This window comes from Enterobacter sp. BNK-22 (assembly GCF_048684805.1).
GTDB lineage: Bacteria > Pseudomonadota > Gammaproteobacteria > Enterobacterales > Enterobacteriaceae > Enterobacter > Enterobacter quasiroggenkampii.
Genome location: NZ_JBLQTT010000001.1, coordinates 4,593,666 through 4,617,329 on the forward strand (window position 1 = coordinate 4,593,666; position 23,664 = coordinate 4,617,329).

Annotated in this window: 21 protein-coding genes and 5 tRNA genes; 18 read left to right on the top strand and 8 right to left on the bottom strand. The window is 56.7% G+C overall.

Features of this window, described 5'->3' with window-relative positions:
* Positions 1 to 124: 124 nt before the first annotated feature.
* The 18 genes from ACMGGE_RS21700 (at position 125) to ACMGGE_RS21785 (ending at position 13,206) form a co-directional block, all read left to right on the top strand.
* Positions 125 to 778 (top strand): metal ABC transporter ATP-binding protein, encoded by a 654-nt coding sequence (locus tag ACMGGE_RS21700; RefSeq protein WP_420294140.1) that lies wholly within the window; start codon positions 125 to 127, stop codon positions 776 to 778.
* Positions 775 to 1,635, top strand: coding sequence for a metal ABC transporter permease (locus tag ACMGGE_RS21705; protein WP_024907701.1), 861 nt, complete (start codon positions 775 to 777; stop codon positions 1,633 to 1,635). The genes ACMGGE_RS21700 and ACMGGE_RS21705 overlap by 4 nt, the downstream gene beginning before the upstream one ends.
* 14 nt (positions 1,636 to 1,649) lie before the next feature.
* On the top strand, positions 1,650 to 2,528 hold the full coding sequence (locus ACMGGE_RS21710) for a metal ABC transporter substrate-binding protein (RefSeq protein ID WP_420294141.1): 879 nt from the start codon (positions 1,650 to 1,652) through the stop codon (positions 2,526 to 2,528).
* 129 nt (positions 2,529 to 2,657) lie between these two features.
* Positions 2,658 to 3,155: a nicotinamide-nucleotide amidase gene (pncC, locus tag ACMGGE_RS21715; RefSeq protein WP_045908520.1), complete on the top strand. Its 498-nt coding sequence runs from the start codon at positions 2,658 to 2,660 to the stop codon at positions 3,153 to 3,155.
* An 89-nt stretch (positions 3,156 to 3,244) separates the two neighbouring features.
* Positions 3,245 to 4,303: a recombinase RecA gene (gene recA / locus ACMGGE_RS21720; RefSeq protein WP_024907698.1), complete on the top strand. Its 1,059-nt coding sequence runs from the start codon at positions 3,245 to 3,247 to the stop codon at positions 4,301 to 4,303.
* Positions 4,304 to 4,372: 69 nt separating this feature from the next.
* Entirely contained in the window at positions 4,373 to 4,873 is a 501-nt protein-coding gene (recX, locus tag ACMGGE_RS21725; protein ID WP_196346646.1) for a recombination regulator RecX, read from the top strand.
* Between the two features lie 131 nt (positions 4,874 to 5,004).
* A complete protein-coding gene (gene alaS, locus ACMGGE_RS21730; protein WP_008499543.1) occupies positions 5,005 to 7,632 on the top strand; it encodes an alanine--tRNA ligase in 2,628 nt (875 codons plus the stop codon).
* A gap of 241 nt (positions 7,633 to 7,873) precedes the next feature.
* Positions 7,874 to 8,059 carry a carbon storage regulator CsrA gene (csrA, locus tag ACMGGE_RS21735; protein ID WP_000906486.1) on the top strand — a complete coding sequence of 62 codons (186 nt, stop codon included), beginning with the start codon at positions 7,874 to 7,876 and terminating at the stop codon, positions 8,057 to 8,059.
* A 342-nt stretch (positions 8,060 to 8,401) separates the two neighbouring features.
* Positions 8,402 to 8,494 (top strand) — tRNA-Ser (locus tag ACMGGE_RS21740).
* Positions 8,495 to 8,498: 4 nt separating this feature from the next.
* Positions 8,499 to 8,575, top strand: a tRNA-Arg gene (locus ACMGGE_RS21745).
* 64 nt (positions 8,576 to 8,639) lie between these two features.
* A tRNA-Arg gene (locus ACMGGE_RS21750) sits at positions 8,640 to 8,716 on the top strand.
* Positions 8,717 to 8,745: 29 nt separating this feature from the next.
* Positions 8,746 to 8,822, top strand: a tRNA-Arg gene (locus ACMGGE_RS21755).
* A 64-nt stretch (positions 8,823 to 8,886) separates the two neighbouring features.
* Positions 8,887 to 8,963 (top strand) — tRNA-Arg (locus tag ACMGGE_RS21760).
* Positions 8,964 to 9,088: 125 nt separating this feature from the next.
* Positions 9,089 to 9,655 (top strand): fructose-1-phosphate/6-phosphogluconate phosphatase, encoded by a 567-nt coding sequence (yqaB, locus tag ACMGGE_RS21765; protein WP_032648006.1) that lies wholly within the window; start codon positions 9,089 to 9,091, stop codon positions 9,653 to 9,655.
* Complete coding sequence (locus ACMGGE_RS21770) at positions 9,652 to 10,080, top strand: YqaA family protein (protein ID WP_021241956.1); 429 nt, start codon at positions 9,652 to 9,654, stop codon at positions 10,078 to 10,080. Before yqaB ends, ACMGGE_RS21770 begins: the two co-directional genes overlap by 4 nt.
* Before the next feature lie 83 nt (positions 10,081 to 10,163).
* Positions 10,164 to 11,708: a glutamate--cysteine ligase gene (gene gshA / locus ACMGGE_RS21775; protein WP_045909305.1), complete on the top strand. Its 1,545-nt coding sequence runs from the start codon at positions 10,164 to 10,166 to the stop codon at positions 11,706 to 11,708.
* A 153-nt stretch (positions 11,709 to 11,861) separates the two neighbouring features.
* Positions 11,862 to 12,377, top strand: coding sequence for an S-ribosylhomocysteine lyase (gene luxS / locus ACMGGE_RS21780; RefSeq protein ID WP_014833019.1), 516 nt, complete (start codon positions 11,862 to 11,864; stop codon positions 12,375 to 12,377).
* A gap of 64 nt (positions 12,378 to 12,441) precedes the next feature.
* The gene (locus ACMGGE_RS21785; RefSeq protein WP_420294142.1) at positions 12,442 to 13,206 is read left to right on the top strand and encodes an AraC family transcriptional regulator; all 765 of its coding nucleotides are present in this window, start codon (positions 12,442 to 12,444) and stop codon (positions 13,204 to 13,206) included.
* Here ACMGGE_RS21785 and leuA read toward each other — a convergent pair.
* The 8 genes from leuA to proV form a co-directional block, all read right to left on the bottom strand.
* A complete protein-coding gene (leuA, locus tag ACMGGE_RS21790) occupies positions 13,193 to 14,848 on the bottom strand; it encodes a 2-isopropylmalate synthase (RefSeq protein ID WP_420294143.1) in 1,656 nt (551 codons plus the stop codon). The genes ACMGGE_RS21785 and leuA overlap by 14 nt on opposite strands.
* 184 nt (positions 14,849 to 15,032) lie before the next feature.
* A complete protein-coding gene (gene emrB, locus ACMGGE_RS21795; RefSeq protein ID WP_420294144.1) occupies positions 15,033 to 16,580 on the bottom strand; it encodes a multidrug efflux MFS transporter permease subunit EmrB in 1,548 nt (515 codons plus the stop codon).
* Between the two features lie 16 nt (positions 16,581 to 16,596).
* On the bottom strand, positions 16,597 to 17,769 hold the full coding sequence (emrA, locus tag ACMGGE_RS21800) for a multidrug efflux MFS transporter periplasmic adaptor subunit EmrA (protein ID WP_045909303.1): 1,173 nt from the start codon (positions 17,767 to 17,769) through the stop codon (positions 16,597 to 16,599).
* 126 nt (positions 17,770 to 17,895) lie between these two features.
* Positions 17,896 to 18,426, bottom strand: a complete 531-nt coding sequence (gene mprA / locus ACMGGE_RS21805) for a transcriptional repressor MprA (protein ID WP_023308933.1) — start codon at positions 18,424 to 18,426, stop codon at positions 17,896 to 17,898.
* A gap of 313 nt (positions 18,427 to 18,739) precedes the next feature.
* Positions 18,740 to 19,924 (bottom strand): MFS transporter, encoded by a 1,185-nt coding sequence (locus ACMGGE_RS21810; protein ID WP_111967739.1) that lies wholly within the window; start codon positions 19,922 to 19,924, stop codon positions 18,740 to 18,742.
* 154 nt (positions 19,925 to 20,078) lie between these two features.
* Positions 20,079 to 21,074 carry a glycine betaine/L-proline ABC transporter substrate-binding protein ProX gene (gene proX / locus ACMGGE_RS21815; RefSeq protein ID WP_420294145.1) on the bottom strand — a complete coding sequence of 332 codons (996 nt, stop codon included), beginning with the start codon at positions 21,072 to 21,074 and terminating at the stop codon, positions 20,079 to 20,081.
* Between the two features lie 9 nt (positions 21,075 to 21,083).
* On the bottom strand, positions 21,084 to 22,148 hold the full coding sequence (gene proW, locus ACMGGE_RS21820; protein ID WP_008502575.1) for a glycine betaine/L-proline ABC transporter permease ProW: 1,065 nt from the start codon (positions 22,146 to 22,148) through the stop codon (positions 21,084 to 21,086).
* Positions 22,141 to 23,343, bottom strand: a complete 1,203-nt coding sequence (gene proV / locus ACMGGE_RS21825; RefSeq protein ID WP_008502574.1) for a glycine betaine/L-proline ABC transporter ATP-binding protein ProV — start codon at positions 23,341 to 23,343, stop codon at positions 22,141 to 22,143. The genes proW and proV overlap by 8 nt, the downstream gene beginning before the upstream one ends.
* Positions 23,344 to 23,664 lie beyond the last annotated feature (321 nt).

A 23,664-nucleotide genomic window follows, 5' to 3' on the forward strand; every position in this document is an offset into this window, starting at 1 on the left:
ACATTTAAACTGGTGTCGAGATGTCAACGTCCCTTTTTTCTCTGTCTGCTCCGGTTCGGCTTTTGCTGGCGCTGGTGCTTATTATCTTTATCGGGTTGGCCGTGCGCTGGGCGGTGGCGTTGCCATGATTGTGATGAATGAACTGGTCGCGGGTTATGAACGCCAGCCCGTGACGCGGCCCCTCTCGGGCACGATTGCGCGTGGAAGTATGACCGCGATTGTCGGCGCTAACGGCTGCGGGAAATCTACCTTACTGAAAACGCTCGCCGGGTTTATCCCGCCCGTAAGCGGCAGTTTTCGCTGGCAGGGAAAGCGTCCGGTAATCGGCTGGCTGGCACAGCGCCACGCGCTGGAGGCGCAGTTTCCGCTAACCGTACGGGACGTGGTAAGCATGGGCTGCTGGCCGGGCATTTCGCTGTTTTCCGGTTTTCGCCGCGAAACGCGGCTGCGCATTGCCAGCGCGCTTGAGCGCGTCGGGCTGGAATCCATGGCGTTATCCACCATCGATGAGCTCTCCGGCGGCCAGTTCCAGCGCATGCTGTTTGCCCGCGTCCTGGTGCAGCAGGCGCCGCTGGTGATGCTGGATGAGCCCTTTACCGGGGTCGATGAGGCCACCTGCAACGTGCTGATGGAAGTGATGCTGGAGATGTATATGCAGGGGCAAACGCTGCTCGCGGTACTGCACGACAGCGAGCGCGTGTCGCGCCACTTCCCGCAGACGTTACGGCTGGATACTGACGTTCCTCAATGGAAAACCGAGCGGGTGAGGGTGGCATGATCTGGCATCTCTTTTTTCAGCCGTTTATCGAGTACGGCTTTATGCGTCGCGCGCTGGTGGTTTGCCTGGCGCTCTCGGTCAGCACCACCGCGCTTGGCGTGTTTCTTCAGCTGCGCCGGATGAGCCTGATGGGCGACGCCCTTTCGCACGCCATTTTACCGGGCGTCGCCGTGGGATACTTGCTCAGCGGCATGTCGCTGCTGGCGATGAGTATCGGCGGTTTTATCGCGGGTATTACCGTGGCGCTGCTGGCCGGTCTGGTCAGCCGACGCACGCCGCTTAAGGAAGATGCCAGCTTTGCCGGGTTTTATCTTGGCTCACTGGCGTTGGGGGTTACGCTGGTGTCGCTTCGTGGGTCGAATGTCGATCTGCTGCATTTGCTGTTTGGCTCCATCCTCGCCGTGGACAACGACGCCGCGCTGTTTGTCACGGGCGTGTGCATGTTCACCCTTATTGTGCTGGCGATGTTCTATCGCGGGCTGGTGACCGAAGCGTTTGACACCGCCTGGCTACAGGTGAACGCCCGCTGGCTGCCCGGCCTGCTGCACGGACTGTTTCTGGCGCTGCTGGTCCTTAACCTGGTGGCCGGTTTTCAGGTTCTCGGCACGCTGATGGCCGTTGGTCTGATGATGCTGCCGGCTGTGGCAGCTCGCTGCTGGGTACGCACGCTACCGGCGTTACTCCTGATGGCGGGCATCAGCGGTATTTTCTGCGCATGGCTGGGGCTGAGCCTCTCCTGGGCGATGAGTCTTCCGGCCGGGCCATCCATCGTGCTCACCGCCAGCGCGCTGTTCTTTATTTCCATTTTATTGGGCACGCGAAGCAGGCTCGCTGGCAGTCTGCGGGCGTATTTTTAACGCAAGGGGAAACGATGAAACGTACAGGATTAGCAGTGGCGCTCGCGCTGGGGATGATGTCGCACGGCGTGATGGCGAAAACGCTGAATGTGGTCACCAGCTTTTCGATACTGGGGGATATCACCCAGGAGGTGGGCGGTGACCATGTGAAGGTGACGACGCTGGTGGGGCCGGACGGCGATCCGCATACCTTCGAGCCGTCGCCGAAAGACAGCGCGGCGCTGAGCAAGGCCGATGTGGTGGTGGTGAACGGCCTGGGGCTGGAGGGCTGGCTTGACCGTCTGGTGAAGGCCTCCGGGTTCAAAGGACAGCTGGTCGTCGCCTCTACCGGGGTCAAAACCCACACGCTTGAGGAAGATGGAAAGACCGTGACCGATCCACACGCGTGGAACAGCGCGGCGAACGGGGCGTTATATGCACAAAATATTCTGAACGGGCTGGTGAAAGCCGATCCGCAGGACAGAGCCGCGCTGGAAGCCTCCGGTAAACCCTATATCACGCAGCTTAACCAGCTGGATAGCTGGGCCAAAACGCGCTTTAGCCAGATCCCGCAGGCGAAGCGTAACGTGTTGACCAGCCACGACGCGTTCGGCTATTTCAGCCGTGCCTACGGCGTGAGGTTTATGGCGCCGCAGGGACTGTCCTCCGAGAGCGAGGCCAGCGCGGCGCAGGTTGCTGAGATTATCAATCAGATCAAAGCCGACGGCGTAAAAACCTGGTTTATGGAAAATCAGCTCGATCCGCGTCTGGTGAAGCAGATTGCGTCGGCGACGGGCGCGCAGCCGGGGGGCGAGCTTTACCCCGAAGCGCTGTCGGCCAAAGGCGGGGTGGCAGACACCTACGTTAAGGCGTTTCGCCACAATGTGAACACCCTCGCCGACAGCATGAAATAACTTTTCCACGGCCGGTGCGCCCGCACCGGCTTTTTTCTGAAGCTCCCTCGTAAAACCCGAAGCGCGTCCCCACATCTGACGAGAAAGTGCTATCTTGTGCAGCACGTTTTTCTGATGCCTGGAGCGAGAATGACTGACCATGAATTGATGCAGCTTAGCGAGATAGTTGGCCTTGCGCTTAAGCAACGTGGGGCGACCCTTACCACCGCTGAGTCCTGCACCGGCGGCTGGGTGGCGAAAGCGATTACCGATATTGCCGGCAGTTCCGCCTGGTTTGAACGCGGATTTGTGACCTACAGTAACGAAGCTAAAGCACAGATGATTGGCGTGCGCGAATCCACGCTGGAACAGCACGGCGCGGTCAGCGAACCGGTGGTCATCGAGATGGCGATTGGCGCGCTCAAAGCGGCGCGCGCTGATTTCGCCATTTCCATTAGCGGCATCGCGGGGCCGGACGGCGGCAGCGACGTGAAGCCTGTCGGTACCGTCTGGTTTGGTTTTGCCACCGCGAAAGGTGAAGGGATCACCCGCCGGGAGTGCTTTAGCGGCGATCGCGAAAGCGTGCGTCGTCAGGCAACCGTTTATGCGTTAAAAACGCTCTGGCAACAATTTCTACAAAACACTTGATACTGTATGACCATACAGTATAATTGCACCAACAGAACAGAAATCCACGGTGAAGCACAGTCGCTTCTCCCGGCATGACAGGAGTAATAATGGCTATCGACGAAAACAAACAGAAAGCGTTGGCGGCAGCACTGGGCCAGATCGAAAAGCAATTCGGTAAAGGCTCCATCATGCGCCTGGGTGAAGACCGTTCCATGGATGTGGAAACCATCTCCACCGGTTCGCTTTCTCTGGATATCGCGCTGGGCGCTGGCGGTCTGCCTATGGGCCGTATCGTAGAGATCTACGGGCCAGAGTCCTCCGGTAAAACCACCCTGACGCTGCAGGTCATTGCCGCAGCACAGCGCGAAGGTAAAACCTGTGCGTTTATCGATGCCGAGCACGCGCTGGACCCTGTGTATGCCCGTAAGCTGGGCGTCGATATCGACAACCTGCTGTGTTCTCAGCCGGACACCGGTGAGCAGGCGCTGGAAATTTGTGACGCGCTGGCGCGTTCTGGTGCCGTTGACGTTATCGTGGTCGACTCCGTTGCTGCACTGACGCCAAAAGCGGAAATCGAAGGCGAAATCGGCGACTCTCACATGGGCCTCGCGGCACGTATGATGAGCCAGGCGATGCGTAAGCTGGCGGGTAACCTGAAGCAGTCCAACACGCTGCTGATCTTCATCAACCAGATCCGTATGAAAATCGGCGTGATGTTCGGTAACCCGGAAACCACGACCGGGGGTAACGCCCTGAAATTCTACGCCTCTGTCCGTCTGGATATCCGCCGTATTGGCGCGGTGAAAGAGGGGGAAAACGTCGTCGGTAGCGAAACCCGCGTGAAGGTGGTGAAGAACAAAATCGCTGCGCCGTTCAAGCAGGCTGAGTTCCAGATCCTCTACGGCGAAGGTATTAACTTCTTCGGTGAGCTGGTTGACCTGGGCGTGAAAGAGAAGCTGATTGAAAAAGCGGGCGCCTGGTACAGCTACAACGGTGACAAGATTGGTCAGGGTAAAGCGAATGCCATCTCCTGGCTGAAAGAGAACCCGGCTGCGGCGAAAGAGATCGAAAAGAAAGTGCGTGAGCTGCTGCTGAACAACCAGGACTCCACGCCAGATTTCGCGGTTGATAGCGCGGATGCTGAAGAAACTAACGAAGACTTTTAATTCTTTCGTTTAACAATGAAGGGCTGCTGATGCGGCCCTTTTTGCATTTCTGAATCAGCAGGTTTTTTTATGAGTGAACCGACAACACGTCGACCCGCGTATGCACGCCTACTGGATCGCGCGGTGCGCATCCTGGCCGTTCGTGACCACAGTGAACAGGAGCTACGGCGAAAACTGTCGGCACCGGTGATGAGTAAAAATGGCCCGGAAGAGATTGATGCCACCGCGGAAGATTATGACCGCGTCATCGCATGGTGCTATGAGCATCGCTATCTTGATGACGAGCGTTTTGCCTCGCGGTTTCTCGCCAGCCGTGGCCGCAAGGGATACGGGCCCGCGCGCATCCGGCAGGAGCTAAACCAGAAAGGGGTGGCCCGGGAGTCCATCGAAAAAGCGATGCGCGAATGCGACATTGACTGGTGCGAGCTGGCAAAAGAGCAGGCCATTCGTAAGTACGGCGAACCGCTGCCGCGTGAATTTTCAGATAAAGTCAAAATCCAGCGCTTTTTGCTCTACCGCGGCTTCCTGATGGAAGATATTCAGGATATCTGGCGTAATTTTGCCGATTGAACGCATGCGGGATTTTACTTCCCACCAAAGAAAACTTATCTTATTCCCACTTTTTCCAGTAGCTGGTCTGTCCAACGGTTTACCGATACAGGCTGGCTACGACATTTCGTTAGCTTGATTTCAGGATAATTATGAGCAAGAGCACCGCTGAGATCCGTCAGGCGTTTCTCGATTTTTTCCATAGTAAGGGACACCAGGTTGTTGCCAGCAGCTCCCTGGTACCGAACAACGATCCGACTCTGCTGTTTACCAACGCCGGGATGAACCAGTTCAAGGATGTGTTCCTTGGTCTCGACAAGCGTAATTATTCCCGCGCCACAACCTCACAGCGTTGCGTGCGTGCGGGCGGTAAACACAACGACCTGGAAAACGTCGGTTACACCGCGCGTCACCACACCTTCTTCGAAATGCTGGGTAACTTCAGCTTCGGCGACTACTTTAAACACGATGCTATTCAATATGCGTGGGAACTGCTGACCGGTGAAAACTGGTTCAACCTGCCGAAAGAGCGTCTGTGGGTTACCGTCTATGAAACCGATGACGAAGCCTACGAAATCTGGGAAAAAGAAGTCGGGATCCCGCGCGAGCGTATTATTCGCATCGGCGATAACAAAGGCGCGCCTTACGCGTCCGATAACTTCTGGCAGATGGGTGACACCGGTCCTTGCGGTCCGTGCACCGAGATCTTCTACGATCACGGCGACCACATCTGGGGCGGCCCTCCAGGCAGCCCGGAAGAAGACGGCGATCGCTACATTGAGATCTGGAACATCGTCTTCATGCAGTTTAACCGTCAGGCCGACGGTACGATGGAGCCGCTGCCGAAGCCGTCCGTTGATACCGGTATGGGTCTGGAGCGTATTGCCGCGGTACTGCAGCACGTTAACTCCAACTATGAGATTGACCTGTTCAGCACCCTGATCAAAGCCGTTGCGGAAGTGACCGGCGCGACCGATCTGAACAACAAATCGCTGCGCGTTATCGCGGACCACATTCGTTCCTGCGCGTTCCTGATTGCCGACGGCGTTATCCCGTCGAATGAAAACCGTGGCTACGTGCTGCGTCGTATCATTCGTCGTGCCATCCGTCACGGCAACATGCTGGGCGCTAAGGACACCTTCTTCTATAAACTCGTTGGGCCACTGATTGGCGTGATGGGGTCAGCCGGTGACGAGCTGAAACGCCAGCAGGCGCAGGTAGAGCAGGTTCTGAAAACCGAAGAAGAGCAGTTTGCACGTACGCTGGAGCGCGGTCTGGCGCTGCTGGACGAAGAGCTGGCGAAACTTAAGGGCGACACGCTGGATGGCGAAACCGCTTTCCGCCTGTACGACACCTACGGCTTCCCGGTTGACCTGACGGCGGACGTTTGCCGCGAGCGTAACATCAAAGTTGACGAAGCGGGCTTCGAAGCCGCGATGGAAGAGCAGCGCCGTCGTGCGCGCGAGTCCAGCGGCTTCGGTGCAGACTACAACGCGATGATCCGCGTTGACAGCGCGTCTGAATTCAAAGGCTATGAGGCGCTGGAACTGACCGGCAAAGTGACCGCTCTGTTTGTTGACGGTAAAGCCGTAGACAGCATCAGCGCGGGCCAGGAGGCCGTAGTCATTCTGGACAAAACGCCGTTCTACGCCGAATCCGGCGGTCAGGTTGGCGATAAAGGCGAGCTGAAAGGCAATGGCTTTAGCTTCAGCGTGACCGACACCCAAAAATACGGTCAGGCAATTGGCCACCAGGGCAAACTGGTTTCCGGTTCTCTGAAAGTGGGCGAAGGCGTCCAGGCTAACGTTGATGAAGCTCGCCGCGCGCGCATTCGTCTGAACCACTCGGCAACCCACCTGATGCACGCTGCCTTGCGCGACGTACTCGGTACCCATGTTGCACAGAAAGGTTCTCTGGTTAACGACAAAGTGCTGCGCTTCGACTTCTCGCATTTTGAAGCGATGAAGCCGTCTGAAATCCGTGCGGTGGAAGATCTGGTGAACGCGCAGATCCGTCGTAACCTGCCAATCGAGACCCATATCATGGATCTCGAAGACGCGAAGAAAAAAGGTGCGATGGCGCTGTTTGGCGAGAAATACGACGAGCGCGTTCGCGTGCTGAGCATGGGCGACTTCTCTACCGAGCTGTGCGGCGGTACGCACGCCTCGCGCACCGGTGATATCGGCCTGTTCCGCATTGTTTCCGAGTCGGGAACGGCGGCAGGTGTGCGTCGTATTGAAGCGGTGACCGGTGAAGGTGCGATTGCCAGCCTGCATGCGCAGAGCGATCAGCTGCACGACATCGCGCAGCTGCTGAAAGGCGATAGCCAGAACCTGGGCGAGAAAGTGCGCGTTGCGCTGGATCGCACGCGTCAGCTGGAAAAAGAGCTGCAGCAGCTGAAAGAGCAGGCTGCGGCGCAGGAGAGTGCAAACCTCTCCAGCAAGGCTGTAGACATTAAGGGCGTCAAACTGCTGGTCAGCGATCTGGCGGGCGTTGAGCCTAAGATGCTGCGTACTATGGTCGACGATCTCAAGAACCAGCTTGGTTCTACCGTTATCGTGCTGGCGACAGTGGCAGAAGGTAAGGTTTCTCTGATTGCGGGCGTCTCTAAGGATGTGACTGACCGCGTAAAAGCAGGGGAACTGATTGGTATGGTCGCTCAGCAGGTGGGCGGCAAGGGTGGCGGTCGTCCGGACATGGCGCAAGCCGGTGGTACGGATGCGGCGGCACTTCCTGCGGCATTAGCCAGCGTTGAAAGCTGGGTAAGCGCGAAACTGTAATAACTACAAAGCACAAGCAGACGCCATAGCGGTAACGTTATGGCGTCTTGTTCACTGTGCTATCGATAACGATAAAGTCAGGTTGAGTTTGTGTATATCGGCTAAACTTACGTTTAACAGAATGTGATGCCGTGACTGCTTACACTTTACGTGTTTGTCATCGCTTACTTTTTGGCGTTATATGATGGATAATGCCGGGATACAAGAGACCCGACTCTTTTAATCTTTCAAGGAGCAAAGAATGCTGATTCTGACTCGTCGAGTTGGTGAGACCCTCATGATTGGGGATGAGGTCACCGTGACAGTTTTAGGGGTAAAGGGTAACCAGGTACGTATTGGTGTTAACGCTCCTAAAGAAGTATCTGTCCACCGTGAAGAGATCTACCAGCGTATCCAGGCTGAAAAATCCCAGCAGTCCAGTTACTGATATTGTCGCGTCTCGCTGTCGGGCGAGACGCAACCCTCCCGCTATTTTTCCTGCTCAAAGTTACCGTTTAATTTCAATCGCTCTCTTTTTAACCACTCCGCTACCCTTATCTCGTCCCAACACTGTCCTTTCTGCATCAGTTTTCTGTGAAGATGCCTGCAAAATCCGCTTATAAAACACCCTCTTTGCGGCTTTTACATGCGAATTGCGTGTGATTTGTGCAAACGATAAAAGCTTTTGGAAAATTGTTTGACTTATAAGTCCCAGAAAGTAATATATGCGCCACGCAGCGACGAGAAGCTCTTAACGAGTTGCTCGAAGCACTCGAAAGAGGCGTTGTGTGGTGAGGTGGCCGAGAGGCTGAAGGCGCTCCCCTGCTAAGGGAGTATGCGGTCAAAAGCTGCATCCGGGGTTCGAATCCCCGCCTCACCGCCATTTTGCATCCGTAGCTCAGCTGGATAGAGTACTCGGCTACGAACCGAGCGGTCGGAGGTTCGAATCCTCCCGGATGCACCATCTATTACTTCATATTGCTTTAGAAGTGATATGAATATCGAGCAGTACAGTAGTAAATCCCGATGCATCCGTAGCTCAGCTGGATAGAGTACTCGGCTACGAACCGAGCGGTCGGAGGTTCGAATCCTCCCGGATGCACCATTTACTATTTCTGAAAGCAGTACCCTGATGCATCCGTAGCTCAGCTGGATAGAGTACTCGGCTACGAACCGAGCGGTCGGAGGTTCGAATCCTCCCGGATGCACCATCTATTACTTCATATTGCTTTAGAAGTGATATGAATATCGAGCAGTACAGTAGTAAATCCCGATGCATCCGTAGCTCAGCTGGATAGAGTACTCGGCTACGAACCGAGCGGTCGGAGGTTCGAATCCTCCCGGATGCACCATCTCTTCTGCCTTTCCCTTCGATGTTTAGTTCTTAATCACTCTCGTTGTTATCATTTCGCAATCAGCGACAAAAACCACCATTTACGATAAAGTAATGCTTTGTTAATCGGTTAGCGAGAGCACGATGTACGCACAGTATGACGGTTTAATCTTCGATATGGATGGTACTCTCCTGGACACCGAACCCACGCATCGTCAAGCCTGGACCGACGTCCTGGGCCGCTACGGCATGCGTTTCGACCTTCAGGCGATGATCGCCCTCAACGGCTCCCCCACCTGGCGTATTGCGCAGGCCGTGATTGAACTGAATCAGGCCGATCTCGACCCGCACCTGCTCGCACGCGAAAAAACCGATGCGGTAAAAGCCATGCTTTTAGATACCGTACGTCCTTTGCCACTGATTGATGTGGTAAAAGAGTGGCACGGGCGTCGCCCGATGTCGGTGGGGACGGGCAGCGAAAGCGCGATTGCAGAGGCATTACTCAATCATCTTGGCCTGCGCCACTATTTCTCTGCCGTGGTTGCCGCCGATCATGTTAAACATCACAAGCCTGCACCGGACACCTTCCTGCTTTGCGCAGAATTAATGGGCGTCCCGGCGGCAAAGTGCGTCGTGTTTGAAGACGCCGATTTCGGCATCCAGGCCGCGCGTGATGCCGGAATGGATGCGGTGGATGTGCGCTTACTGTGAGTGACGCGCTGTCACTTGCCTCATTATTCGCCAGCAGTTTTCTCAGCGCCACGCTGTTACCGGGCAATTCGGAAGTGGTGCTGGTGGCGATGCTGTTGTCCGGCGTGAGTCAGCCCTGGCTGCTTGTAGTAATAGCAACAATGGGTAATAGCCTTGGAGGGCTGACTAACGTTATTCTTGGGCGTTTCTTTCCGCTGCGCGAAAAATCGCGCTGGCAGGAAAAGGCAGTCGGCTGGCTAAAACGCTATGGCGCTGCCACGCTGTTATTAAGCTGGATGCCTGTAATAGGCGATTTACTGTGTCTGCTGGCGGGATGGATGCGCATCTCCTGGGGACCGGTGCTCTTTTTTTTGTGCCTTGGCAAGGCGTTGCGCTATGTTCTCGTGGCGTGGGCAACACTACAGGGTATGACGTGGTGGCACTAATTGGTGGAATGAATACGCGACCTTCAATCGTCAACCATTACAATTATGCTGAGTAACATTACTTTGACAGGCGGGAGGTCAATTTGATCCCGGACGTATCTCAGGCGCTGGCCTGGCTGGAAAACCACCCTCAGGCATTGAAGGGTATTCAGCGTGGTCTTGAGCGTGAAACGCTGCGCGTTAACGCGGACGGCAGTTTAGCGACGACGGGTCACCCGAAGGCGTTAGGCTCGGCGCTGACACATAAATGGATCACAACCGATTTCGCTGAAGCGCTGCTGGAGTTCATCACCCCAGTAGAGGGTGATATTGATCATATGCTGACGATTATGCGCGATATCCATCGCTACACCGCGCGCAATCTCGGCGATGAGCGTATGTGGCCGCTCAGCATGCCGTGCTATATCGAGCAGGGCCAGGAGATTGAGCTGGCGCAGTACGGCACGTCAAATATCGGCCGGCTGAAAACGCTTTACCGTGAGGGGCTGAAAAACCGCTACGGCGCGTTGATGCAGACCATCTCTGGCGTGCACTACAACTTCTCGTTGCCGATGGCTTTCTGGGAAGCGAAATGCGGTGAAACGGATAAAGACGCCATCTCAGCAGGCTACTTCCGCCTGATCCGAAACTATTACCGTTTCGGCTGGGTGATCCCGTATCTGTTCGGCGCATCGCCTGCTATTTGCTCATCCTTCCTGCAGGGAAAACCGACGACGCTACCGTTCGAGAAGACCGACTGCGGAATGTACTATCTCCCGTACGCCACCTCTCTGCGCCTGAGCGATCTCGGCTATACCAATAAATCGCAAAGCAATCTCGGTATTACGTTTAACGAATTGCACGAATATGTGGCAGGATTGAAGCGGGCGATCAAAACCCCGTCGGAAGAGTACGAGAAAATCGGCCTCGAAAAAGACGGCAAGCGTCTGCAGATCAACAGCAATGTGCTGCAGATTGAAAACGAGCTGTATGCGCCTATTCGTCCTAAGCGCGTGACGCGCAGCGGCGAAACCCCGTCGGACGCGCTGCAGCGCGGCGGGATCGAATACATTGAAGTGCGCTCGCTGGATATCAACCCGTTCTCACCGATTGGCGTTGATGAACAGCAGATTCGCTTCCTGGATCTGTTTATGGTCTGGTGCGTGCTGGCGGATGCGCCGGAAATGAGTTCAGACGAACTGCTCTGCACCCGTACAAACTGGAATCGCGTGATTCTGGAAGGGCGTAAGCCGGGTCTGACGCTGGGTATCGGCTGCGAAACGGCACAGTTCCCGCTGACGAAAGTCGGCAAAGATCTGTTCCGCGATCTGAAGCGTGTTGCCCGGACGATGGACAGCATCGACGGCGGGGATGCGTATCAACAGATTTGTGACCAGCTGGTGGAATGCTTTGATAACCCGGAACTGACGTTCTCAGCACGCATTCTGCGTTCTATGATTGATCAGGGCATTGGTGGTACGGGGCGTTCACTCTCGGCGGAGTACCGTGAGATGCTGATACAGGAGCCGTTAGAAATCCTGAGCGAAGCAGATTTTGTCGCGGAACGCGAAGCGTCCGTTGTGCGTCAGAAAGAGGTTGAAGCGGCGGATACCGAGTCGTTTGAGGCGTTTCTGGCGAAGCAGGCTTAAGCAGAAAAGAAAAAGGCCACATCGCTGTGGCCAAAATATACATCTCTGAATTCAGGGATGATGATAACAAATGCGCGTCTTTCATATACTCAGACGCGCATTCTGTAGAAGAGTTCAGTTTATTTTAAAAAAAATCACTATCGGAGGTGACGTATGCCGTTATTAGATAGCTTTACTGTCGACCATACCCGTATGGAAGCACCTGCAGTCCGCGTGGCGAAGACCATGCACACCCCGCACGGCGACACGATCACCGTCTTCGATCTGCGTTTCTGCGTGCCAAACAAAGAAGTGATGCCGGAGAAAGGCATTCATACGCTGGAACACCTGTTCGCTGGCTTCATGCGTGACCACCTGAACGGCAACGGCGTTGAGATCATCGATATCTCTCCGATGGGCTGCCGTACCGGTTTCTACATGAGCCTGATTGGTCAGCCTGAAGAGAAACGTGTGGCAGATGCCTGGAAAGCGGCCATGCAGGACGTGCTGAAGGTGAAAGAGCAGAACCAGATCCCTGAGCTGAACGTTTACCAGTGCGGTACCTACCAGATGCACTCTCTGGAAGAAGCGCAGGAAATCGCGCGTCATATCATCGAGCGTGATGTGCGCGTGAACAGCAACGAAGAGCTGGCCCTGCCGAAAGAAAAACTGCAGGAACTGCACATCTAGTATTGTGCCTGTGGATGCCCGGTGGCGCTTCGCTTACCGGGCCTACATTGTGTTGGTGCCTCCTTTGACCACAACCTTAACCTTCTCCTTTACCCACCGTCCCCTCGTTCCGTTTGCCCATGATTACGTTCATGGTGACAGCGAACCCTGGCACAAGCACGACTGCGTGCAGCTGCTGCACACCCTGAGCGGCGTGGTACGGGTGGATACCGCATCAGGCTGTTGGGTTGTTCCTCCCGGTCGCGGCGTCTGGCTGCCTGCGGGCACGCAGCATTCCTTACGCATTACCGGCAACGTGGCGGCGCGAACGCTGTTTATCGATCCGCTGGCGCGGGCCGATCTCCCGGCCACCTGCCAGATCGTGCAGATAACGCCGCTGCTGCGCGAGCTGATCCTCGTCTGCCTTGCTTTACCTGAATCGTACTCACCCGGAAGCCGGAATGAGCGCGTCTATGAGCTCATTCTCGATGAAATTCGCACTATGCCGGTGCTGCCGTTTCACCTGCCGGAGCCGGAAAGTGAGGCGCTACGTCGCCTGTGTCTGCAAATCCGGCAACAGCCGGGTGAAAGCTGGAGCAGCGCGCAGGCTGCGAGCATGATGAACATGAGCGAGCGCACGCTGAACCGCCATTTTCAGCAGCAGACGGGATTAAGCTACGGAGAGTGGTTGAGAAGGGTGCGCCTGCTGGAAGCCTTAGTGCGGCTGGCGCAGGGCCAGCCGGTATTACGCGTGGCGCTGGATCTGGGGTACGGCAGCCACAGCGCCTTTACGGCCATGTTCCGTCGGGTGATGGGCATCTCCCCCAGCGATTACTTTAAGAACGACTGACGGCGTTAAAGAGCGCCTGAAGCGACGCGCGCGCCACGTCGCTATCAATGCCCACGCCCCAGCGGCTGCTGCCGTCCTGGAATAGACAGCGGATGTAGGCCACCGAGCGGCTGTCGCTGCGTTCACCTAACGTATGCTCGTGATAATCCTTAATCACGAACGGGGCGTTGACCCAGCGGCTCAGGCCGTGAGCGGCGGCGGAGAGCAGACCGTTGCCCTGACCTTCCAGTTGGCGCGTTCCTCCCTGTGTGACGACGCTGGCCGTCAAACGCAGCTGGCCGTCCTGCTGGCTGTCGCTGCGGTAGGATTGCAGCGCATAGTGCGGCGTGGCCACCAGGCCGTAGCGGGTGCGGAACAGCTGCCACAGTGCATTTTGCGTCATCTCTTTTCCGTGACGATCGGTTTCCTGCTGCACGTGCTGGCTGAAATCCTGCTGCAGGGCGCGAGGCAGTTTCAGCCCATGGTTTTGCTCAATCAGCCACGCGCTGCCGCTTTTTCCTGACTGGCTGTTTACGCGGATCACCGCTTCGTAGGTGCAGCCAATATCCTGGGGATCGACGGGCAGGTAAGGCATCTCCCAGCGATCGCCTGGCCTGCGGGCATCAAAGCCTTTTTTAATCGCGTCCTGGTGCGAACCGGAGAAGGCGGTATAGGCCAGCCGTCCTGCCCACGGATGGCGCGGGTGGACCGGCAGCTGATTGCAGGTTTCCACCACTTCCACCACCCGGTTCATATCGCTAAAGTCCAGATTCGGGCTAACCCCCTGGCTGTAGAGGTTCATCGCCAGCGTTACCAGGCAGACGTTACCCGTACGTTCCCCGTTACCGAACAGACAGCCCTCCACGCGGTCAGCTCCCGCCATTACGGCCAGCTCCGCGCAGGCAACGCCGGTACCGCGGTCGTTATGCGGATGCACGCTGATGCAGACATCGCGGCGGCGGCTGAAGTGGCGACAGAAATACTCGATCTGGTCGGCATAGACGTTCGGCGTGCTCACTTCGACGGTGGCAGGTAAGTTGATCACCATCGGGCGTTCGTCGCACGGCTGCCAGATTTCCGCCACGGCTTCACAAATCTCCAGCGCAAACTCCGGCTCGGTAAAGCAGAAGGTTTCCGGGGAGTATTCATATTGCCAGCGGGTGTCGGGATTTTCCTCACACAGCTGGCGAATAAGCCGCGTCGAGCGCGTCGCCAGCTCAACGATTTGCGCTTTCTCCATACCGAAGACCAGGCGGCGGAACAGCGGAGCGGTGGCGTTATACAGATGCACGGTAGCCTGCTTCGCGCCGCGCAGGGATTCAAAAGTGCGATGGATGAGATCTTCCCGTGCCTGAGTGAGCACCTGAATCGTCACGTCATCCGGGATGCGGTTCTCTTCAATCAGCTGGCGAACGAAGTTGAAATCCGTCTGTGAGGCGGAAGGAAAGGCAACCTCGATCTCTTTGAATCCGCAGCCCAGCAGCAGTGCCCAGAACTGCAGCTTGCGGGCGCTGTCCATCGGCTCGGCAAGGGCCTGGTTGCCATCGCGGAGGTCGGTCGAGAGCCAGCGCGGCGCGTGGGTGATGCGTTGCTCCGGCCAGCGACGGTCGGGCAGGGAAAGGGTGGGATAGGGTTGGTACTTGTCGGCGGGTGTGTTCAGCATGATGCGCTCCTGTTGTCTTTTCACTATCGTGAATCGATTTCAGGCGCGCTGCTTTATCGGAACTGACAATGGCTGTCGCGTTCTGGACACAGTGCGGTTTTTTGCCGGATGGCGGCTACGCCTTATCCGGCCTACGTTCGTAGGCCCGGTAAGCGTAGCGCCACCGGGCAACCGTCGCACAGAACTAGTGCGCGCCGCCACCGCCGCCACCGGCACCAAACGGCGGTCTGGCAAACCACACCAGCCCCAGCAGGACGATAAAGATCCCTGCCGATATCCAGAAAATCTCGTTGGCCGAGATAATCAGCCCCTGGTTGGTGATCTGCTGGGCAATCCAGCCGGACGCCTGCTGCTCCGTCATTCCGATCCCCTGAAGCTGGCTATACATCTGCTGAGCATTCGGGTTGTACGGGTTCACCGCTTCGGTCAGCTGCGCGTGGTGCATCGATTCGCGGTTCGTCCACAGGGTGGTGGTGATCGACGTACCGATGGAGCCCGCCAGCGTACGGGTGAAGTTCGACAGGCTCGACGCGGCCGCCAGACGCTCGGGCGGTAAGCCAGAGAGCGTGATGGTGGTCAGCGGCATAAAGAAGCACGCCACCGCGAAGCCCTGAATGAACTGCGGCCACGCCGAGGCGCCAAAGTCCATTCCCGGCTCAAAGGTATACGCACGCCAGTAGAAGCACACCGCATACATGATGAAGCTGAACGTCACCAGCCGACGCATGTCGAGCTTATGGGCGAAGCGGCCAATTATCGGTGACAGCAGGACCGGGATCACCCCAACGGGTGCCGACGCCAGACCCGCCCAGGTGGCGGTATAGCCATACACCTCCTGCAACAGCTGCGGCAGCAAAACAATCGCGCCGAAGTAGAGCATATAGGCGAGGCTGATACACAGGCAGCCGATGGTGAAGTTTCGCGACTTAAACAGCGAGAGATCGACTATCGGGTTGTCGTCCGTCAGCTCCCAGACGATCAGGAAGCTGATCGACACCACCGCGACAATGGTCAGGATGATAATTTCCTGCGAGTTGAACCAGTCGAGCTCTTTACCGCGGTCGAGCATGATCTGCAGACTGCCGATACCCAGGATCAGCAGCGCCAGCCCGATGCTGTCGATACGCCGTTGTTCGGTGCGCGTCTCTCGTCCCCGCAGCGACTGCAGCGTCATCAATACCACGACGGCGCCAATCGGTACGTTGATGAAGAAGATCCAGCCCCAGTGGTAGTTATCGCTGATGTACCCGCCCAGAATCGGTCCGCAGATAGGCGCGACGATAACGGTCATCGACCAGAGCGCCAGCGCGACGGAACGTTTTGCGGGAGGGTAGTTGCTCAGCAGCAAACTCTGGGAAAGCGGGATCAGCGGCCCCGCGACAATCCCCTGAATGACGCGGAAGAAAATCAGCATCGTCAGGCTGCTGGACATGCCGCACGCCCACGAGGCCAGTACAAACGCCACGGTGGACCAGAGGAACAGCTTCACCTCACCGACGCGCTTTGCCAGCCAGCCGGTGATCGGAATGGAGATGGCGTTTGCCACCCCAAACGAGGTAATGACCCAGGTCCCCTGGCTCAGCGACGAGCCAAGGTTACCGGCGATGGTTGGGATCGCCACGTTTGCGATGGTGGAGTCCAGCACCTGCATGAATGTCGCCAGCGACAGCGCAATGGTCATAATGACCAGCTGCGCGCCTTCCAGCGGTTTTTGCGGCTTTTGCTGTTGCATAACGCTCACCTTCGGATTAACCGGCGTTTGCCTTCACGATGTCATCGATCAGCTTGTTGACCGGATCGAGGCTAATTTCACGGGCGTTACTTTCATAAGCCGGGCTGCTACGCACCTGGCTTGCCAGGATCTGACCATCGCGGTTAGCGGTGTCAACCGTCACCAGCGTTGACAGGCCGATACGCAGCGGGTGATCCGCCAGCTGTTTGGCATCCAGTTCGATACGCACGGGCAGACGCTGTACGACTTTGATCCAGTTACCGGTGGCGTTCTGCGCAGGCAGCAGGGAGAAGGCGCTGCCGGTCCCCATATCCAGACCCACCACTTTCCCGGTGTACTTCACGTCATCGCCATAGATGTCGCTGACAACCGTCGCGGTCTGGCCGATACGCATATGCGCAAGCTGCGTCTCTTTAAAGTTGGCGTCGACCCACAGGTTGTCTGCCGGCACAACCGCCATCAGCGGCGTGGTCGGGCTAATCTGCGCCCCTGGCTGAACGGAACGACGGGAGACATAGCCGGTCATTGGGCTGACGATTTTAGTACGCTGCAGGGCAAGCCACGCGTTGCGCACTTCGGTCGCCGCCTGCTGAACGGCGGGCTGGTTTTCCAGGCTGGTGCCCAGCACCATCGCCTGGTTGGCGTTGTACTGTTGAATGGCCACATCCAGCTGTGCCTGAGCGCTGGCGACGGCGTCGCGGGCGTGCTGCAGCTCTTCACGGCCAATCAGGTTGGCGGTGCCGAGCGGCACGCGGCGGTTCAGATCGCTCTGCGCCTGTGCGAGTGCGGTTTTCTGCACGTCGATGTTGGCCTGCAGCTGCTTGCTGTTGATCATCAGCTGGCGGGTCTGACGGACGCTGGAGGCCAGCGCGGTCTGTGCTTTTTCAAACGCCTGCTGGGCGTCGGTTGGATCGAGAGTCACCAACACATCGCCTTTTTGCACAAAGTCGGTATTGTCAGCCCAGACTTTCGTCACGCTGCCCGACACCTGCGCCATAATTTGTACCTGGTTCCCTGCCACGTACGCGTCGTCAGTCTCTTCAGCATGACGCAGTACTAAAAACCAATAGATCCCATATGCCACGGCAATAATGATAAAGAGCAAGGTCAACAGAAGAAGGGCGCTCTTACGTTTGCCTTTCTTGTTGGCCGGTTGCTGCGGGGTAGTGCTCTCCGCATTTGCGCTCATTGTTGTTCTCCACGATCTTCTTATTTTCACATCGGCTGAGCCGACCTGTTGTCAGAAAGGCCAGCAGTGTGACGTGCTGGCCTGTCGGTTTTCTTATGAATCTGGAATGGTGAGCGTGTCGTCGCGTTAGCGCAGCGCCTCAAGAACGGCGCCGTCTTCATCCATCTGGTCCAGACGGGTGAGCAGCTTGCGAGTGATGTGCTCAAGCTGGTCACGCTCGGCGGTGCTGAGTGCGGACCAGAGTTTGTGCAGGCAATTGTGCTGAGGTGGCAGCACCTCGCGCAGGAACTGGTGACCTTTATCGGTCAGTTGCAGATGCAGGCAGCGGCGATCGTTGTCGCTTTCACGGCGCTCAATCCAGCCACGCTTTTCGAGCTCATCGGCAATTCGGGTCGCATTGGTACGGGAGGAGCCCAGCGCGCAGCTCAGCTCGGAAGGCTGAATGCTGTGGTTTTCCTGAGACTCCAGCGTGATCAACGCCATAAACAATGTCTCGTTAATCCCTTGAGCTTTCAGCATTTTATTACGGTTTTCCAGTAGCTTACCCTGCATGTGCATGCACAGGCGAGTCAGCAGGATTTCCTGGTACGGGAAGTCCTCATGGCGACTGGCGCGGAATTTAAGCATTTGTTCAATGGGCGTAAACGAACTATCCATTTGGGCATAACCTCATTAATTACAGCCGATATAGTAACGATAGTGACAAATAATGTAAATGAATTATTTGTGCGGTTATATCCGCCAAATTAATGTCACCATCAGAAAGCGCCGGGTAAGTCCGTGACCCGGTGAGCACAGAAAGCGTAGGGTGTGAACCCGCTGAAGAGAGGATGTGAGGACGGGGGTCTGAACTATTCATGCCAATTGTAAATATGTCACCCACATTAAAATTTCTGGGATAAATGATTACGTTTACATTAACAGAGTGAAGGGCCTCTTAACACCCTAAGAGGCCAACGCAATGTAAAACTTAATGAATTGCATCCTGACGATGGTAGCCGCGCCACCATACTAGCAGGTTAAGCGTGGCGACGATGGCGCCGATCGCACATACCCCTGACCAGCCGGCATGCTGCCACGCCGAGGCGGAAATGAGCGAGCCCGCCGCGCCGCCAATGAAGTAGCTGGTCATGTACCCGGCCGTCAGGCGGTTACGCGCCTCTGGCTTCACGCGATAGATGACGGTCTGATTGGTGATGTGAACGCCCTGCACGGTGAGATCGAGCACCAGGATACCGACGATCAGCGCCAGCACCGAGACGTGCCCATACCAGATTGCCGCCCAGGAGAGCAGGAGTAATACCAGCCCCGCGGAGGTGGTCAGATGGGATTTGCCCTTGTCGGCCAGCCCGCCTGCGGGACGTGCGCCCAGTGCGCCTGCGGCACCGGCCAGACCGAACAGGCCAATCACCCCTTCGGAATAATTGAACGGCGGCGCGGCCAGCAGAAACGCCATCGACGTCCACAGAATGCTGAAGTTGGCGAAGGTGAAGCAGCCCAGCAGGGCGCGGGTGCGCAGAAGTTTATCCTGGGTGAACAGGCTGAAAACGGAGGCCAGCAGCTGCGGGTAGTTCAGGTGATTTTCCTGCTTCACTTTTGGCAGCCCGCGCCACAGTGCCAGCGCCATGACGACCATCAGCACGCTCGCCACCCAGTATACGGTGCGCCAGCCGCCGAGGCTTGCCAGCAGCCCGGCAACGGTACGCGCCAGCAAAATCCCCAGCAGCAGGCCGCTCATGATGGTGCCCACCACCTTGCCGCGTTTTTCCGGGGAGGCGAGGGTCGCTGCGAGCGGGACCAGAATTTGCGCTACTACGGAGAACAACCCCGTCAGCGCGGTACCGATAATCATCATCGTCAGCGACTGGCTGCTGGCGGTGATCAGCATCCCACCGGCGGCCAGCAGGGTCATGGAGACGATCAGCATTCGGCGTTCAAACATATCGCCGAGCGGCACCAGGAACAGCAGCCCGGCGGCATAACCGAGCTGGGCTGCGGTGACAATAAAGCCTGCTGAACTGGCGGAAAGGTCAAACGCGCGGGCGATGGTGTCGAGAAGAGGTTGCGCGTAATAGTTGCTGGCGACGGCCAGACCCGTGGCCACGGACATTAAAAGAATGAGTGCGGGGCTAAGCCCTTGAGCTGTTTTTGTCATTAGTTTCAGGAATCGTTAGTTAAGTGATTATTTTTCCAGAAACCATAATAGCGAATGATTATGAATGTTGGGGGATTGTTGTGTGTGTTTGTGCGGTTAGCCCTCACCCTCTTCCCTTTGGGATGTACAGGGGTGAGGGGTAGGGTTTTGTTTTTTACTTCTGCGCCTCAAGCGCCTCTTTCACCCAGCCGTCAAACTGCTGCTGGTGGGCTTTGATCCAGCCGTCGACGTGGCCTTTGACATCTGCCTCAGACGATTTACCCGCGTGCATCATCGCGTTCTGGGCGTTGATGTCCGCCAGCGGCAGCTTCATCACCGAGAACAGCTTCGCCGCGGCCGGGTTTTTCTCGGCCCAGGCTTTGTTCGCCACGATATGCATGGTGTTCACCGGGAAGCCGTAGTTCATGCCGTTCGGCAGTTTGGTGTCGATATCTTTCTGCTCGCCCGGCAGGGAGGAGAACGGCACCTGCAGCCACACCACGTCTTTCCCCGGCTTCAGCACGTCGCTCACCCAGTATGGCGTCCAGGTGTAGTAAATCACCGGTTTACCCTCTTTGAAGCGGGCAATGGTGTCGGCCATCATCGCAGAATAGTTGCCGTGGCTCACGTCGACCGTTTTCGCCAGATCGAACGCCTTGTTCTGGTGGTTAATCACCGCTTCGCAGCCCCAGCCCGGCGAGCAGCCCATCATGTCGGCCTTGCCGTCACCGTTGGTGTCGAACAGTTTGGCGATCTTCGGATCTTTCAGCTGTTCGATATTGGTGATGTGGTACTGGTCGGCTGTTTTTTTGTCGATCAGATATCCCTGCGCCGCGCCGGTAACAAAGGTACCTTCACGGTAGAATTTCTTGTCGCCACCGGCGGCGGCATACATGTCGTCGTGCAGCGGCTGCCAGTTCACGGCGGTGAAGGTGGCGTCACCGGAGGCAATCGAGGTATAGCCCACGTTGTAATCCACTTCGCTCGGCGTGTTAACCGTGTAGCCGAGTTTTTCCAGCGCGCGGCTGACGATCAGGGTCTGGAAGCTCTCTTCCGAAATGGTGCTCTGCACCGGCTGCACGGTAATGCCTTTGCCCGGCAGATTAGCCGCGAACGTGCTGGTGGAGACAAGGGTGGCAAACGCTGTGGCAAAAAGGACGTTATGTCGCATCGTTGTTCCTTATTTTCTAAAGGGGCGGGTGAGTAACCCGACAGGGCCGGTGGAATACCAGCGACGGTTGCCGCGACTGCGTGAATCACGACCGACGGCCTGGGTCAGGCGGTCAAGAATAATGGCGAGGATCACGATCCCGACGCCGCCGACGGTGGCCAGCCCCATGTCGAGACGGCCAATGCCGCGCAGCACCATCTGACCGAGACCGCCAACGGCGATCATCGAGGCAATCACCACCATCGACAGGGCCAGCATCAGCGTCTGGTTAACGCCCGCCATGATGGTTGGCATGGCCAGCGGGAGCTGAACCTTAAACAGCATCTGGCGTGGGCTGGCACCGAACGAGCGTGACGCTTCGATCAGGTCCGCAGGCACCTGGTTGATCCCGAGAATGGTCAGACGAATAATCGGCGGCAGGGCGAAGATAATGGTGACCACCACGCCCGGCACGTTGCCGATGCCGAACAGCATCACAATCGGCACCAGATAGACGAACGCCGGGGTGGTCTGCATTGCATCCAGCAGCGGACGGATAATCTTCGCTGCCCGCGGGCTGCGCGCCAGCCAGATCCCCATCGGCAGGCCGATGACAATGCAAAAGAGCAGGGCGGTCAGCACCAGCGCCAGGGTGATCATCGCCTGCGACCAGGCCCCAATCGCGCCGATGGCAATCAGCGAAATCAGCGTGGCGACACCCATGCCGGCGCTGCCAAACTGCCAGGCGATCAGGGAGAACAGGATAATCGCCACCGGTGCCGGCATGCCCAGCATCAGCTGCTGGAAGCCGTTCAGGATGTAATCCACCGGGATGCGGATCCCCTGGAACACCGGGCGGAAGTGCGTCACCACCCAGTCGATCCCCTCCGTGACCCAACTGTCCAGCGGGATCAGCGTTTTATGGAACGGGTCCATGATGTTGAAGTGTTCTGGCGCAGGCGCGGGGGCGCTGTTCAGCCAGTCTGCCGCGCCGCCGCCGTCGGCGGGTGCTGGCGTGGAACCCCACGCGTCGGCGGATTGTGCAGCGTTATCCGCCGCTTCAGTGGTACCCCACGGGTTAGTTTGGTCAGCCATTGTTTGCCCCCTCGCGATCTAAAGCCTGCAGCAGCATCCGTTTTGAGATGATGCCGACGTACTGTTGTTCCTCACCCACGACCGGCACGGCGCACGGCGCCTGCCCTACGTGAGAGAGCAACTCGCTGAGCGGCGTTTCGGCGTCCACGGCAAGCGGAGCGTCAATCAACGCCGCATCGATCCCCTGGTTTTCGCTGAGCGCGGTTTTCAGAGAGTCGATGGAGACAACGCCGACAAATTTATTGCCGCGTTCAACCAGATAACCGTATTCACGGTCTTCGTCCTGCAGCAGCTTAAGCGCCGAGCGCGGGCCGAAGCCTGGGGTTTTACGAATAATGCCGTTTGGCGTTCGACGGGCAATATCTTTGGCGCTAAAGACCTGGCTAATATCCACGCCGCGGAAGAAGGTGCGGACATAATCATTCGCCGGATTATTCAGTATTTCATCCGGCGTGCCGACCTGCACCACTTCACCGTTTTGCATAATGGCAATACGGTCGCCAATACGCATGGCTTCATCCAAATCGTGGGAAATAAAGACAATGGTTCGCTGATGTTTCGCCTGTAATTTTACCAGCTCATCCTGCATCTCGGTGCGAATTAACGGATCGAGGGCGGAGAAAGCTTCGTCCATTAATAAAATGTCTGGATTAATGGCTAATGCGCGGGCTAATCCCACGCGCTGACGCATACCGCCGGAAAGTTCATCCGGGTACGCATGCGCATAATTTTCCAGCCCTACCTGGCGCAGGGCATCAAGGGCTTTTTCCTGACGTTCCTGCGCAGGCGTGCCGGCTAATTCCATGCCAAAGGCGGTATTATCCAGTACCGTCATGTGCGGCATCAGCGCGAATGACTGGAATACCATCGCAATCTTCTTTCTGCGCACCTCGCGAAGCTCGGCGTCTGATATTCTGGCGATATCCACGCCGTCAATCAGTACCTGTCCGCGGGTGGGTTCAATCAGGCGATTGAGAAGGCGAACCATAGTGGATTTACCCGAACCGGATAATCCCATGATGACAAAAATCTCGCCTTCTTCAATGGCCAGACTGGCGTCTTTAACGCCAAGTGATAGCCCGGTTTTTTCCAGAATTTGCTCTTTCGAAAGGCCTTTCTCAATATATTTGAATGCGCGCTGCGGATGCTCGCCAAATACTTTATAAAGATTTTTCACTTCTAATTTAATTGCCATGCAATAGAGAGTGTCCTGTTATTTGTTTATGTCGATATGATTACCATGGTAAATTGTTAACGGGCATAACCCTAACATACTGAGAATCTGAGACAACCCTGGGTTTGCTTATGACGTGAATTTTCAGGGAAGCGAAACGGCTGTATTTCCCATGAGTAAAGGGCTGAGCATGATCTGAATTTTTCTCAATTTTTTACTGTGGCGCAGGAGAATTTCGCCTGAATCGGGTGATTCAGGCGAATATGACGCAGAAATGACAGTGTAGTTGCTTTGTAAATATTAGAGAGGAAATTGTTGGGTTTATATTAAATTAACGAACGT

What these genes read in the sequence shown, in the direction of transcription:
- ACMGGE_RS21700 (WP_420294140.1), top strand. Translation starts at nt 125, where the DNA reads ATGATTGTGATGAATGAACTGGTCGCGGGTTATGAACGCCAGCCCGTG.
- pncC (WP_045908520.1), top strand. Translation starts at nt 2,658, where the DNA reads ATGACTGACCATGAATTGATGCAGCTTAGCGAGATAGTTGGCCTTGCG.
- mprA (WP_023308933.1), bottom strand. Translation starts at nt 18,426, where the DNA reads ATGGATAGTTCGTTTACGCCCATTGAACAAATGCTTAAATTCCGCGCC.
- ACMGGE_RS21710 (WP_420294141.1), top strand. Translation starts at nt 1,650, where the DNA reads ATGAAACGTACAGGATTAGCAGTGGCGCTCGCGCTGGGGATGATGTCG.
- recX (WP_196346646.1), top strand. Translation starts at nt 4,373, where the DNA reads ATGAGTGAACCGACAACACGTCGACCCGCGTATGCACGCCTACTGGAT.
- emrB (WP_420294144.1), bottom strand. Translation starts at nt 16,580, where the DNA reads ATGCAACAGCAAAAGCCGCAAAAACCGCTGGAAGGCGCGCAGCTGGTC.
- recA (WP_024907698.1), top strand. Translation starts at nt 3,245, where the DNA reads ATGGCTATCGACGAAAACAAACAGAAAGCGTTGGCGGCAGCACTGGGC.
- leuA (WP_420294143.1), bottom strand. Translation starts at nt 14,848, where the DNA reads ATGCTGAACACACCCGCCGACAAGTACCAACCCTATCCCACCCTTTCC.
- proV (WP_008502574.1), bottom strand. Translation starts at nt 23,343, where the DNA reads ATGGCAATTAAATTAGAAGTGAAAAATCTTTATAAAGTATTTGGCGAG.
- proW (WP_008502575.1), bottom strand. Translation starts at nt 22,148, where the DNA reads ATGGCTGACCAAACTAACCCGTGGGGTACCACTGAAGCGGCGGATAAC.
- luxS (WP_014833019.1), top strand. Translation starts at nt 11,862, where the DNA reads ATGCCGTTATTAGATAGCTTTACTGTCGACCATACCCGTATGGAAGCA.
- emrA (WP_045909303.1), bottom strand. Translation starts at nt 17,769, where the DNA reads ATGAGCGCAAATGCGGAGAGCACTACCCCGCAGCAACCGGCCAACAAG.
- ACMGGE_RS21810 (WP_111967739.1), bottom strand. Translation starts at nt 19,924, where the DNA reads ATGACAAAAACAGCTCAAGGGCTTAGCCCCGCACTCATTCTTTTAATG.
- csrA (WP_000906486.1), top strand. Translation starts at nt 7,874, where the DNA reads ATGCTGATTCTGACTCGTCGAGTTGGTGAGACCCTCATGATTGGGGAT.
- alaS (WP_008499543.1), top strand. Translation starts at nt 5,005, where the DNA reads ATGAGCAAGAGCACCGCTGAGATCCGTCAGGCGTTTCTCGATTTTTTC.
- proX (WP_420294145.1), bottom strand. Translation starts at nt 21,074, where the DNA reads ATGCGACATAACGTCCTTTTTGCCACAGCGTTTGCCACCCTTGTCTCC.
- ACMGGE_RS21705 (WP_024907701.1), top strand. Translation starts at nt 775, where the DNA reads ATGATCTGGCATCTCTTTTTTCAGCCGTTTATCGAGTACGGCTTTATG.
- yqaB (WP_032648006.1), top strand. Translation starts at nt 9,089, where the DNA reads ATGTACGCACAGTATGACGGTTTAATCTTCGATATGGATGGTACTCTC.